The 12842-nt window shown below is 56.3% G+C and carries 10 protein-coding genes; 6 read left to right on the top strand and 4 right to left on the bottom strand.

The window, feature by feature from the left end:
- Positions 1-54: 54 nt before the first annotated feature.
- From caiB to AC2D8U_RS16745, 4 genes are all read right to left on the bottom strand, one after another.
- Entirely contained in the window at positions 55-1278 is a 1224-nt protein-coding gene (gene caiB / locus AC2D8U_RS16760; protein ID WP_484620225.1) for an L-carnitine CoA-transferase, read from the bottom strand.
- Between the two features lie 86 nt (positions 1279-1364).
- Entirely contained in the window at positions 1365-2501 is a 1137-nt protein-coding gene (gene caiA / locus AC2D8U_RS16755; RefSeq protein WP_484620224.1) for a crotonobetainyl-CoA dehydrogenase, read from the bottom strand.
- 60 nt (positions 2502-2561) lie between these two features.
- Positions 2562-4097 (bottom strand): L-carnitine/gamma-butyrobetaine antiporter, encoded by a 1536-nt coding sequence (gene caiT / locus AC2D8U_RS16750; RefSeq protein WP_484620223.1) that lies wholly within the window; start codon positions 4095-4097, stop codon positions 2562-2564.
- Between the two features lie 194 nt (positions 4098-4291).
- Positions 4292-5386 carry a hypothetical protein gene (locus AC2D8U_RS16745; protein WP_484620222.1) on the bottom strand — a complete coding sequence of 365 codons (1095 nt, stop codon included), beginning with the start codon at positions 5384-5386 and terminating at the stop codon, positions 4292-4294.
- A 523-nt stretch (positions 5387-5909) separates the two neighbouring features.
- Between AC2D8U_RS16745 and fixA the strand changes: the two genes are divergently transcribed.
- From fixA to caiA (AC2D8U_RS16715), 6 genes are all read left to right on the top strand, one after another.
- Positions 5910-6683 carry a putative electron transfer flavoprotein FixA gene (gene fixA, locus AC2D8U_RS16740; RefSeq protein WP_484620221.1) on the top strand — a complete coding sequence of 258 codons (774 nt, stop codon included), beginning with the start codon at positions 5910-5912 and terminating at the stop codon, positions 6681-6683.
- Between the two features lie 16 nt (positions 6684-6699).
- Positions 6700-7644, top strand: a complete 945-nt coding sequence (locus AC2D8U_RS16735; RefSeq protein ID WP_484620220.1) for an FAD-binding protein — start codon at positions 6700-6702, stop codon at positions 7642-7644.
- Between the two features lie 72 nt (positions 7645-7716).
- Entirely contained in the window at positions 7717-9009 is a 1293-nt protein-coding gene (locus AC2D8U_RS16730; RefSeq protein WP_484620219.1) for an FAD-dependent oxidoreductase, read from the top strand.
- Entirely contained in the window at positions 9006-9293 is a 288-nt protein-coding gene (locus AC2D8U_RS16725) for a ferredoxin family protein (RefSeq protein ID WP_484620218.1), read from the top strand. The genes AC2D8U_RS16730 and AC2D8U_RS16725 overlap by 4 nt, the downstream gene beginning before the upstream one ends.
- Positions 9294-9652: 359 nt before the next feature.
- Positions 9653-10969, top strand: a complete 1317-nt coding sequence (locus AC2D8U_RS16720) for an MFS transporter (protein ID WP_484620217.1) — start codon at positions 9653-9655, stop codon at positions 10967-10969.
- 478 nt (positions 10970-11447) lie between these two features.
- Complete coding sequence (gene caiA / locus AC2D8U_RS16715; protein WP_484620216.1) at positions 11448-12584, top strand: crotonobetainyl-CoA dehydrogenase; 1137 nt, start codon at positions 11448-11450, stop codon at positions 12582-12584.
- Positions 12585-12842 lie beyond the last annotated feature (258 nt).

The raw sequence follows: 12842 nt of genomic DNA, 5'->3' as shown, positions 1-12842 counted from the left end.
AAGTTCCGGAGTGGGGGGTCATGCCCGTCACCCCGGACTCGTGATCGCCAAAGACTATTTGTCAGAGACCTTGGCCAGTCCCTTCTCCGCCAGCTGCTCAATCGCCTCATCGCTGTAGCCGATCTCGCTCAAAATGGCGGCAGTGTCCATGCCGTGACCCGGCATACCACGCCAGATCTTGCAGGGGTTATTCTTGAACTTGGGCATCACGTTGGGACCCTTGCAGGTGTCACCCTTGAGGGTCTGCCACTGGGTGATGGACTCCCGGGCCACATACTGGGGGTTCTCCTCCAGATCCTCGGCGCTGAGTACCTTGGCGCAGGCGATCTTCAGCTCGGCAAAGCGCGCACGCACCTCGTCCACGGAGCGGGGATTGATGTACCGGTCCAGGGCGTCCTCGATCTCCTGACCATGGGGGCATTCGATACGGTGGATCAGCTGGGTGCCTTCGGGGATCGCCTCGGTGCCCAGCAGCTGGGCCAGGCCGATATCCTTGAACAGCTCCTCGATCTGGTTTGCGCCGACCATCTCCATCACGATGTAGCCGTCTTCACACTTGTAGAGGCCACATCCGGCGTAGTAGGGATCGCGTCCCTTGTACTGACGGGGCGCCATCTTGCCGCCGTTGAAGTAGTCCATCATGAAGTACTGGCCCATACGCAGCATCACCTCATACATGGCCACGTCGATGCTTTCACCCTTGCCGGTCTCCTTGGCCTTGTGAAAGGCTGCCAGGGCGGCGCTGGTCACGGTGAGGCCGGAGAAGTAGTCGGCCGCATAGGGGAAAGCCGCGGCGGGCTGATCGATGTCGCCGTTCTGCATCAGGTAGCCACTGAATCCCTGGGCGATGGTGTTGTAGGCCGCCAGGTTGGTGTACTCGTCGGTGCCGTACTGGCCGAAGCCGGACAGGTGAGCAATCACCAGCTTGGGGTTTCGCTCCCACAGCAGTTCATCTGTGATGCCGCGACGGGCAAAGGCCGGTCCCTTGCTGGCCTCAATGAAGATGTCTGTGCTCTCCATCAGTTTCAGGAACGCCTCCCGCCCCTCATCCTTGAAGATGTTCAGGGAGAGGGCATGCAGGTTACGACGAGACAGCTGTGGGTAGTTGGGCTGCACCCGAATGGTGTCGGTGTAGGCCACGTTCTCAATCCAGATCACCTCGGCGCCCCACTCCGCCATCATCTGGGCAGAGAAGGGACCGGCAATTTCGATGCCGGAGAATACAACCCGTACGCCCGCCAGGGGGCCAAACTCGGGAGTGAATAGCTTTTGGGACATGATGGTCGTCCTTTTCAAAATCTGTCTGTGTTGGAGCGCCGCCGGGGGGCGGCTGCCCGGGGAAGGCTTTTCCCCGGGCTGCTTACTTAGCGGTACTCTTTCAGTACTGCGCGACCCAGGGTCAGGATCTGCATCTCATCAGAGCCACCGGACACCCGATCCACCCGCAGATCACGCCAGAAACGACTGATCCTGTGCTCACCAGCAATGGCGTAGCCCCCCAGCACCTGCATAGCGGAATCCACTACCTCGAAGCCGGCATTCGCGCAATAAAACTTGCACATGGCCGCATCACCGGAGGTCATCATGCCATTATCAGCTTTCCATGCTACGTGGTAGATCATGTTCTTCATATTGCTCAGGCGAATTGCCATATGAGCGAACTTCTCCTGGATCAGCTGGGTGCGGCCGATGGCTTGGCCAAACTGAACCCGCTGGTTGGCGTATTTGGCGGCATCCTCAAAGGCACAGAAGGCGGTGCCATAGTTGGTACAGGCCACCAGGAAGCGCTCCATGTCGAACTCCTCCTTGACCCGGTCAAAGCCATTGCCTTCGGTGCCAAAGAAGTCCTTCTCCTCCAGCTCGACATCGATGAACTGAACCTCGCAGCAGCTGTCCATCTTCAGACCCAGCTTGGGCAACTTGCTCAGCTTGATCCCGGGCTTGGTCATATCCACGAAGAACTCGGAGAAGACCGGGGTCTCAGACGCCGCATCCCGAGCCATCACCACCAGGTAGGGAGTACCGGCGGCCGAAGTGATGAAACACTTGCTGCCATTGAGGTAGATCTTGCCATCCTTACGCAGGTAGTTGGTGGTCAGACTGCCCACGTCCGAACCTGCACCCGGTTCGGTGATGGCGGAGTTCCACATCTGCTTGCCGGTGCCCCGCAACGCCATGATCTTGTCGATCTGCTCGTCGGTGCCTTCTCGCAATACAGTGGTAAAGCCTGCCAGCTGGTACAGCACATAGGTTGGCGCGCCCAGGCGTCCCAGCTCCTCCCAGATCACCGCCAGGGTGGTGAGCCCGGCATCGAAGCCGTCATACTCCTCCGGCAGCAACAGGCTGTCGATCCCCATCTCAGCCAGCTCTTTAACGAAGCGCTCAGGGTAGACACTGTTTTCATCGCACTCTGCGAAATAGGCTTCCCAGTTCTCCCGCTCCATCAAGTCACGGACACCTTTGACAAACAGCTCTTGTTCATCGGTCAATCTAAAATCCATATCTATATACCTTTATTGTTACTGCATCGGTGGCGGCCCCCGGCCGCCACCAAAGGAAAACTAGTCGGCCCACTTGTTGCGCTTGGCGTCCTTGAGGAAGGACACAATCACCAGGATGTTGATGATCACCAGGGGCGCGCCACCGGCGATGATGGCGGTCTGCAGGGGCTTAAGTCCGCCCAAAGAGAGAAGCACGATGCCAATCACGCCCACCAGGACGGACCAACCCACACGGATCCAGACCGGCGGCTCGTTGTCAGCGTCCACCCCCTTACAGGTGGACATCGCCAGGGTGTAGGAGCAGGCGTTGATCAGGGTGACCGTGGCCAGGAAACAGAGGATGAAGAAGCCCCACATGGTGATGGTGCTCATGGGCAGGGCGGCCCAGGTCTCGATGATCGCCCTTGGTGCCCCATGCTCGGCAATCAGCTGTCCCATGTTGATGATGTTTTCATGCATCAGGTTCACGGTGTTGGAACCCAGGATGGTCCACAGGAACCAGGTGGAAGCCGTCAGGCCACCCACCATGGTCAGACACAACTGACGCACGGTACGGCCACGGGAGATCTTGGCCAGGAAGATGCACATCTGGATCCCGTAGACCACCCACCAGGCCCAGTAGAACACGGTCCAGTCCTGGGGCCAGCTGCCTTCACTGATTGAGCTGGTGTAGAACAGCATGCGCGGCAGATAGGTCAGCATCACCCCCACGGACTCGGTGAAGTAGTTCACGGTGAAGCTGGTGGCACCGATCAGGAACACCCAGACCAGCATGATGATGCTCAGGTAGCTGCGCAGATCACTGGCGATCTTGATCCCCTTGGTCAGACCGAAGGCCACACAGATGGCGTTGAAGATGATCCAGACGGAGATCACGAAGGTATCCACCTCGATGGTGCGAGGAATACCAAACAGCCATTGAATGCACTCGGTCACCAGGGGCGTCGCCAGGCCCAGGCTGGTACCCATGGCAAGGATCAGGGCAACCACATAGATGTTGTCGATAATGGAACCGGCAATACCTTTATGATGCTTACCCAAAACTGGCTCCAGCGTGCCACTGGGACGAACCACATCCATCTTCTTAACGAACAGGAAGTAACCCAGGGCAACGGTGAAGAAGCCGTATCCCATCCAGGGCAGAGGACCCCAGTGGAACAGACTGTAAGCCACACCCAGCTCTTTCGCCTGAACCGACATGGACTCAAGCTCGAAGGGTGGGTAGGTCAGGTAGTAGTAGGCCTCCAGGGAGCCCCAGTAGAGTACCGCCGCAGAGGTACAGGAGGCGAACATCAAAAAGATCCAGCTTCCGGTACTGAACTCAGGCGTCTCCTGACCCAGTCGATTGTTGGCATAGGGACCCCATACCAGCCAGGCCCACCCGGCGGCCAGGGCGATCATGTACCATTCAAAGGCCCAGCCCCAGGAGTGGGTCAGGTAATGAAACACGGCACTGATCGCCTCGTTGGCCGCATCGAGATCACGTACGGTAAAATAGGAAAGCAGGATCACAACCAACAGTGAAGGAAAGAATATGGTTGGTTCAATCCCCACCTTGCTTGGTCGTACATCGTCTTTGACTCGTACAGCTTCCATCCTAAAATCTCCATTTCCGCCGCCACCACAACTCTGGGTGGCGGCTTTAAACTTGTATAAATATTTTCTTCAGGCAAAAGGGAGCCAGTGACAATATCCCATCAGATATTGACAAACAGTCAGATCACAATTGTCTTTTATGAAAATTAAAAACTTCTAATTTAGCCTTTGTTCAATAAGGCAAGGGGAATTCATCAGAAGTAATATTGCAGGTTGATATTAAATCGACCGTTCCAATCATTGCCGGCATCTTCCAGTCCTAAACTGCTGCCACCTAACCAAAGTGCATTCTTGGCATGGTAGTAATCGACATAAACGAAGAACTGGTTATAGGAAACAGAGAAACCGGTGGAGTTAATAATGGAGTCATCAAACTGAGCTTCATCAGGCTGCAGCACACTGTAATCGTTATACAGAGTAATGGTGCCCCAGTTCATTGGGAATTTCTTGGACACGTTGGCCGTCAGAATGTTGCCTTTGCTGGCAACCTCGTAGAAGCCGGTGACCGCACCGATACCGATCTTGGCGGTGTCGACCTGGCCGTCATCATATTGGTCAAAGTCATAATCCAGGTACTGCAACTGCAGGCCCCAATCCTGGTAGCCCAGATCGAAATGACCGGCAAACGCCAGGTTATCGCCGGACTCGTTCTCTTTCCGATTGTAGATCTGTCCATACTCGACCGAGCCGCCCACCAGGAGTTTATAATTCCCCTCTTCCCAACGATAAGACTGGCGGAGATCGAAGGTGTTGCGCTCTTCGTTGTTGTACTCCACATCCCCTATGGTGCCGGATGCTATGGTACCGGCATAGTCCCTGTGGTCGGTTCCACCATAAGTGGCCTTCTGCATGAAGGAAAACTCTGTTTCCCAAGGACCTTTGACATAGCTCAGGTTCGCCCCAACCCCCCAGTCATCTTCATACCCCAGGTAGTAGTTCAGGCTGTACCACCAGTTGTGAGAAGCAAAGTTTTTGTTGCCAAATGCCTTGTCAACGACGCCCAGTTTGAACTTGAGGTTCTCGCTGGCATTCCAGTAGGCATAGGCATACTTAAGGTAATCGTAGGAGTTCGTGAAACGATACTCGCCGGTGACACCATAGTCCCCAACCTCTTCCGAGAGTTTGAGGGCGAACATGTTGAAGTCAAAATCCCCGGCTGTGGACTTTGACGCCTCACTGAAGTCTTTCCAGGCGTAATTAACCCTGACATTTCCCCCAACTTCCACTGCCATTGCCGACTGGCCGGCCAATAGAAGAACGATAGGTAAAGCTATAATTTTCTTTTTCATTTGGACCACCTCCTTTGTAGGTTGGAGGCATTATGCATATCGCATTTCAGGAAAAAACCGCCTCAGGTCACACTTCCCTTCACAAAAACGAAACAACCCAGGCTCTTTTGTGACGAGCATCACAATCAACCTCGCTGCGATAATAATTTGGCGATTTTTTCATCACTGAAAATTAACTTCACTCGAGCATTTTGTGAGGTACGTCTCATTTGCTTCGTTCGAACCTGGTTTAGCATTGCTCTCACAAGACGCTCGGCGCTATTAATTGAAAATAGATGCCGCCAAACAATTAAAAATCGAAAAAGTGAATATTTTTACTGATGGCAAAATGCCACCACATAATTGACCGGACGTTATCAAACCAAAACCGTAGACAGGCCTTGTCGGTGACAGCAGGCATAAGAAAACAGGACTATTCGCCAGCCCTCATTCGTCGCACTGAGGGAGAAGGAAACGTTTTTTTTTGCCGAGCACCACAGCCTCTTTAATTACGAAACATTGTCAGAAACAAACTGGAGAGATGATGAAAATTATTGCGTGTTACAAACTGGTTCCCGAGGAACAGGACATCACAGTCAAGGCGGACGGCGCCATCGATACCGCCAAGGCATCCATGAAGATCAGCCAGTTCGACCTGAGCGCCGTGGAAGCCGCCGTTCAGCTGAAAGCCCAACTGGGTGACGGCCACCTTACCGCACTGAGCATGGGCGGTAAGGCGCTGGAAGCCCCCAAGGCAAAGAAGGATATTCTCTCCCGCGGTCCCGATGCCCTCACCCTGGCCGTAGACGACAGCTTCGATGGCGCACTGCCACACCATACCGCCCGTGTGCTGGCCGCGGCGGCCCGCAAGAGCGAGTTTGATCTCATCATCTGTGGTGACGGTTCCGGCGATCTCTATGCACAACAGGTTGGCCTGCTGCTGGGTGAACAACTGCAACTGCCCAATATCAATGGTGTCAGCAAGATTGTCGGCGCCGAAGCGGGGATCCTCACCGTCGAGCGTGAGCTGGACGACGAAGTGGAAGTGCTGGCCGTCCCCCTGCCGGCGGTGATCTCCGTCTCCGCCGACATCAATGAACCACAGATCCCCTCCATGAAGGCGATCCTTGGCGCCGCAAAGAAACCCAGCACCGTCCTGGGCGTGACAGATCTGGAACTGGCCCCAGTGCCCAAGATGGCTGAGCTGCTGTCGGTGAAAGCGCCGGAGCAACAGGAGCGTAAGCGCATCCTGATCGAGGGCGATGGCGACGAGCAGATCGCCGAGTTCGCCGACCACCTGCGCAAAGCCGTTAACTGATTCTGGAGGAATAACAATGAGCAAGCTTTCTAACGTATGGGTCTTCAGCGACGCCGCATCCCGCCTGCCCGAGCTGATCGCCGGCGCCCGTGAACTGGGTGAGCAGGTTTCCGCCCTGGTGATCGGCTGTCAAGAGGCGGTGGCTAAAGCCCACGCCCTGGGTGCCCACAAGGTCTACCACCTGGGTGAAAAGCCCGCCGATCGCATCATCGAGGATTACGCCGACACCCTGGTGCATCTGATTGCCGAAGGCAACGAGCGTTCTCTGGTGCTGATGGGCGGCACCCGCCGCGGCAAGGCCCTGGCAGCCAAACTGGGTAACCGTCTTGAAGCGGCGGTGTTTAACGATGCCTCAGAACTGCGCGCCGAACAGGGCGCCGTTGTCGCCAAACACATGGTCTATGGCGGACTGGCCCTGGGCGAGGAGAAACTGACCTCCTCCTTGGCCGTCGTCACCCTGGCCAGCGGCGTCTTTGAGCCCGCCGGCGAAGACGCCGCTGCCGCCGGTGAGACCCTGGCCGTTAACTTCGTCGAGCCCAAGGCTGGCATCAAGTGCATCGAGCGCCGCGCCAAAGAGGGCGAAAGCGTCGATCTGGCCAAGGCCAGGCGCGTAGTGGGTGTCGGCAGCGGCATCGTCTCTCTGGAGAACCTGCGCCAGGCGGAAGCCCTGGCCACCAAACTGGGCGCCGAGATGGGCTGTAGCCGCCCCATCGCGGAAACCGAAAAGTGGATGGAGCGCGAGCGTTACATCGGTGTATCCGGTGTCATCCTCAAGCCGGAGCTCTACCTGGCCATAGGTATCTCAGGTCAGATCCAGCACATGGTTGGCGTTAACGGCGCCCAGACCATCATCGCCGTCAATAAGGATAAGAACGCCCCGATCTTCCAGTACGCCGATTACGGCCTGGTCGGCGACGCCAGCAAGGTCGTACCGGCTCTGATCCAAGCACTTCAGGGCTGATCCCCCCACGCCATGAGCTTCGCCCCAGGGAGGGGGTGGAGCCGGGCATACCAGCGATAGAGATTCGAGACTATGTCAGAAGAAGCATTTGACACCATCATCGTCGGAGCAGGCCTAGCCGGCAGCATTGCCGCCTATATCCTGGCTCAGGGCGGCGCCGACGTGCTGGTGATTGAACGGGGTAACTACCCGGGCAGTAAAAACATGACCGGCGGCCGCCTCTATGGCCACAGCCTGGAACGGGTGATCCCCGGCTTTGCCGAGGAAGCCCCCATCGAGCGTCGGATCACCAAGGAGAAGGTCTCCTTTATGACCGAAGAGAGCGCCGTCACCCTGGACTACCACAATGGTCAGTCCCAGCAGCCGGTCGAGGAGTCCTACACCGTACTGCGGGGCGAATTCGACCAGTGGCTGGCGGGCAAGGCCGAGGAGGCGGGAGCCCAGTTCATTACCGGGATCCGGGTAGACAAGATCCTGGTTGAGGAAGGCAAGGTGGTCGGCGTTGAAGCGGACGGCGACGAGCTGTTGGCCAAAACCGTCATCCTTGCCGAGGGAGTCAACCCTGTGCTGGGCGAGCAGTTGGGCATGGTCAAGCCCAAGGTTCAGGCCAGCGCCATGGCGGTGGGTGCTAAAGAGTTGATCGAACTCTCCGAAGAGCAGATCCGCGATCGCTTCAACCTCAGTGGTGATGAGGGCGCCGCCTGGCTGTTCGCCGGCTCCCCCTCCAACGGACTGATGGGTGGTGGTTTCCTCTACACCAACAAGTCCACCGTCTCCCTGGGCGTGGTCTGCGGCCTGCATCACATCGGTGAGTCTGACAAGACGGTGCCACAGATGCTGGAGGACTTTAAGAACCACCCGGCGGTCAAGCCGCTGATTGAGGGTGGCAAGATGATCGAGTACTCCGGCCATGTGGTGCCCGAGGCCGGTATCCACATGGTGCCCAAACTGGTGGATGACGGCGTGCTCATCGTCGGCGATGCTGCCGGCCTGTGTGTCAACGTCGGCTACACGGTTCGTGGCATGGATCTGGCCATCGCCTCCGGTGAGGCCGCGGCTCAAGCGATCCTGGCGGCTCGTGAACAAAACGATTTCTCCGCCACCGGCCTGGCCGGTTATCAGCGCCTGCTGGAGGAGAGCTTCGTCATGAAGGATCTGAAGCTGTACCAGAAGCTGCCGGCCTTTATGGAGAACCCGCGCATCTTCAACCAGTACCCCAAGATGGTGGCGGATCTGATGCAGGAGATGTTCACCGTTGACGGCACCCCCGCCCAACCGATCCGCAAGACGCTGATGAAGCACTGCAAGGAGGTGGGTTATCTCAACCTGCTGAAGGATGGACTAAAAGGAGTGACCGCACTATGACCAACACAGTAAACGTGGATGTGAAGCTGGGGGTCAACAAGTTCCATGTGGACGAGGGACACCCACACATTGTGCTGAAAGAGAATGCGGACCTGGCCGAGGTGAAAAAGCTGGTCAATGCCTGTCCCGCCGGACTCTACAAACTGATGGAGGATGGCAGCGTCAAGTTCGACTCTGCCGGATGCCTGGAGTGCGGTACCTGTAAGTTCCTGTGCGGCGATACCATCCTGGAAAAGTGGGAGTATCCCAGAGGGACCTTTGGCATCGAATATCGCTACGGATAGCGGCTTAGCGAGAGGCAACGAAAGTTGCCTCTCGCTTCTTGTTTAGGCCTGGAGACCGCTGAACAAGCAAGCTGGCCAATCTGCCGTACTGAGCAAAGGCGATGCAATGTCACCGCCAACCGACGACAAACAGGTCCAACCGCCTTGAATTTCAATCACCACAGATGTTACGGGCGAGTTAATTGCTAGCTGACGCACATTTACATTTCGCGACATCAGATAAGCTTTGCGACTTTCTTACGCCACCAAACGCCGCTGCAACTTCAACGGCGCACCAACTTAAATCGCAAGGCGAGTGAAAGCCGCGCCCGGAACACCTGAATTTTCCAGCCTTTCCGGGTCGATATTAGGGTAATAAAATGAAAAAAGAGAAAAGTTTCGACGACATGGAGTTTTCTCCTCTGCATAAGAAGATCATGCTTTGGGGCAGCGGGGGCCCTTTTTTGGATGGCTATATTCTGGTCATCATTGGCATCGCACTGGAGCAACTGATCCCCCAGATGGAGCTCGATGCCAACTGGATCGGACTGGTCGGGGCATCAACCCTGGTCGGCCTCTTCGTCGGCACCGCCCTGTTTGGCTACATTGCCGACCTGTTCGGGCGTAAGCTGATGTTTCTCATTGATATTATCGCCATCGGCCTGCTCTCGGTCAGCACCATGTTTGTCTCTTCACCGATGGAATTGGTGGTCATGCGCTTCCTGATAGGTGTGGTGATCGGGGCAGATTACCCCATCGCCACCTCCATGGTCGCCGAGTTTTCCCCCACACGCCACCGGGCCTTTACCATGGGCTTTATTGCACTGATGTGGTACGTCGGTGCCACCTGTGCCAACGCAGTAGGCTACCTCCTGTATGACCTGGAGGATGGCTGGCGCTGGATGTTGGGCAGTGGTGTGATCCCCTGCCTGATCATCCTTTTGGGCCGCTTTCATCTGCCCGAATCCCCCCGCTGGCTGATGCAAAAGGGCCGCAAGAAGGAGTGCCAGGAGGTGATGGAGACCTATTTTGGCAAAGAGATCACCCTGGAGCTTGAGCAACCCAAACAGACCCGATACCGGGATCTGTTCAGCAGGCGCAACCTGCGAATGATCTTTTTCACCGGCACCATCTGGAGTTGCCAGATCATTCCCATGTTCGCCATCTATACCTTTGGGCCCCAAATTATCGGCTTACTTGGGCTTCATCAGGGTAAAGATGCGGCGTTGGGCAACATCATCATCAGTGGTTTCTTTATCGCAGGCTGTGTACCTGCCATGTATTGGCTCAACTCCATCGGCCGACGGCCCCTGTTAATCGGCAGTTTTGCCATTATGACCGCCGCCCTGGCCGTGCTGGGCATGGTCCCCGATCCCAGCATCAGCCTCGTCATCGCCGCCTTTGGTCTCTATGCCTTTTTCTCAGGAGGCCCAGGGATCCTGCAGTGGCTCTATCCCAATGAACTCTTTCCCACCGAGATCCGTGCCTCGGCGGTGGGCGCCGTCATGGCATTTAGCCGAATCGGCACCATCCTCTCGACCTATGCCCTGCCTATTTTCATGACCAATTATGGCGTATCAGTAACCATGCTGGCAGGGGCTGCGATCTCTCTGGTGGGCTTCGCGATCTCCATCTCCATGGCCCCGGAAACCCGCAACCTGGCTCTGGGCGAAACCAGCTCGGCAGAGTACGGCTAACCTCCCGCAACAAAAAAGACCATAACGACGCGTACCTTATGGTCTTTTTTGTTCGACCTCCCGCCTCGAACCGCACCTCGCCTCCCCTTGGCGCTCCCTGATCGTCCTCCTATCGGAGCAAACGGGGATCCGCGCGATACAAAATGAAGTTTTTCAGCCTTTTGCCTCTCTGTGGGTGTTAAACTCTGGGGTCAGATGGAAGCCAGCGTTAATCCATGAGCAACAGGGAAAACAGGCCAGCACTGCCGAGTGTGAGCGCAGCCCCATGGCTCCTCCCAGCACAGTGCCTCAACTCCGGCGTTTCTACCGGACTTGGCGATCCGGGCCAGGGACTGAACGCCCTTTTTGGTGACAATTCCAGGCAACAAGGTCGCAGATCCCCATACTCTCATGGGTTAACACTCGCTGCTCTTCCTCACAACTCTCGTACTGAAATCCGTGATGATGGAACCCAAAAGCTAGATTGATGGAGTAACTTATGAACTATCGATTAACCCACGAGCAGGAACAGTTTGTAGGAGGGGTTCGTAACCTGATGGAGCGGGAGGACTGGGAGTCATACTTCTCCGAGTGCGATAATAACTGCACCTACCCCGAGCGCTTCGTCAAAGAGCTGGCCCAAATGGGGATCGACAGCCTGCTCCTGCCCGAAGAGTATGACGGTTTCGATGCCGGGATGCTCACCCTGACGGTGATATGGGAAGAGTTGGGCCGACTGGGCGCACCCACCTATGTACTCTACCAGATGGCGGGTTTTAACACGGTATTGCGTCAAGGCAGCGAAGAGCAGATCAATAAGATCCTGGCACTGAGGGGCAGCGGTAAGCAGATGTGGAACTCCGCCATTACTGAGCCCGGCGCTGGCTCGGACGTTCGCAGCCTAAAGAGTACCTACCGAAGAGAAAACGGTAAGATCTATCTCAACGGCACCAAGTGTTACATCACCAGTGCCTCGGGTTGCCCCTACCTGGTGGTGATGGCCCGGGATGCCAGCTCCCAGACTCCCGTCTTCTCCGAGTTCTTTGTCGATATGTCCAAGCCCGGGATCTCAATCCGTGAGCTGCCCAAACTGGGCCTGAAAATGGACAGCTGCTGTGAGATCACCTTTACCGATCTGGAACTCGAAGAGAAAGATCTCTTCGGCACCGAAGGCAATGGCTTTGAACGGGTCAAGGAGGAGTTCGATCTGGAGCGTTTCCTGATCGCCTGCACCAATTACGGCAGCGCCTACTGTGCCTTCGAGGATGCCGCCCGACACGCCAATCAAAGGGTTCAGTTTGGCCAACCCATTGCCCGTACCCAGCTGATCCAGGACAAATTCGCTCAGATGGTGATCAATCTGAACAACATGAAAAACATGCTCTATCAAACGGCATGGAAAGCCGATAACGGCCTGATGACCTCAGGTGATGCCGCCATGTGCAAACTGTTTTGCACCAAGGCAGCCTTCGAAGTCGTCGACGAGGCGATGCAGGTACTGGGGGGCTCGGCCATCACAGGCGAGCACAGGATCAGCCGTTTTTGGCGCGATCTTCGAGTCGACCGGGTCTCGGGGGGCTCCGAAGAGATGCAACGATTGACCTTGGGACGGGCGGTGCTCAAAGAGTACCGATAACCTTCTCGACATCATGGTTTCACCTGACTTGGCGAAGCGGCAAACGACGCAAGCAGTTATAAGGTACAGAGCGACCCCTTGAAACCGGAGAACACAGACACAAACGCGAAGCCTCGGCTTCGCGTTTGTTCACTGAGTTTCCCCCCTCTTTGCAACCATCCTCTCCCCTCAGCAGGCCAACTTCGCCGCCCTCCACTCGATGCAACTGAGCGTCACAGCCCTTGCTGCCCCATAGATAAACGTCTATATATCAGCAGC

It is taken from the genome of Ferrimonas sp. YIN67 (assembly GCF_057219095.1).
The sequence above is the reverse complement of the archived record's forward strand: the minus strand, read 5'-3'. Positions and strand labels throughout refer to the sequence as shown.

What these genes read in the sequence shown, in the direction of transcription:
- AC2D8U_RS16720 (WP_484620217.1), top strand. Translation starts at nt 9,653, where the DNA reads ATGAAAAAAGAGAAAAGTTTCGACGACATGGAGTTTTCTCCTCTGCAT.
- AC2D8U_RS16745 (WP_484620222.1), bottom strand. Translation starts at nt 5,386, where the DNA reads ATGAAAAAGAAAATTATAGCTTTACCTATCGTTCTTCTATTGGCCGGC.
- caiA (WP_484620216.1), top strand. Translation starts at nt 11,448, where the DNA reads ATGAACTATCGATTAACCCACGAGCAGGAACAGTTTGTAGGAGGGGTT.
- AC2D8U_RS16735 (WP_484620220.1), top strand. Translation starts at nt 6,700, where the DNA reads ATGAGCAAGCTTTCTAACGTATGGGTCTTCAGCGACGCCGCATCCCGC.
- AC2D8U_RS16725 (WP_484620218.1), top strand. Translation starts at nt 9,006, where the DNA reads ATGACCAACACAGTAAACGTGGATGTGAAGCTGGGGGTCAACAAGTTC.
- caiA (WP_484620224.1), bottom strand. Translation starts at nt 2,501, where the DNA reads ATGGATTTTAGATTGACCGATGAACAAGAGCTGTTTGTCAAAGGTGTC.
- fixA (WP_484620221.1), top strand. Translation starts at nt 5,910, where the DNA reads ATGAAAATTATTGCGTGTTACAAACTGGTTCCCGAGGAACAGGACATC.
- caiB (WP_484620225.1), bottom strand. Translation starts at nt 1,278, where the DNA reads ATGTCCCAAAAGCTATTCACTCCCGAGTTTGGCCCCCTGGCGGGCGTA.
- AC2D8U_RS16730 (WP_484620219.1), top strand. Translation starts at nt 7,717, where the DNA reads ATGTCAGAAGAAGCATTTGACACCATCATCGTCGGAGCAGGCCTAGCC.
- caiT (WP_484620223.1), bottom strand. Translation starts at nt 4,097, where the DNA reads ATGGAAGCTGTACGAGTCAAAGACGATGTACGACCAAGCAAGGTGGGG.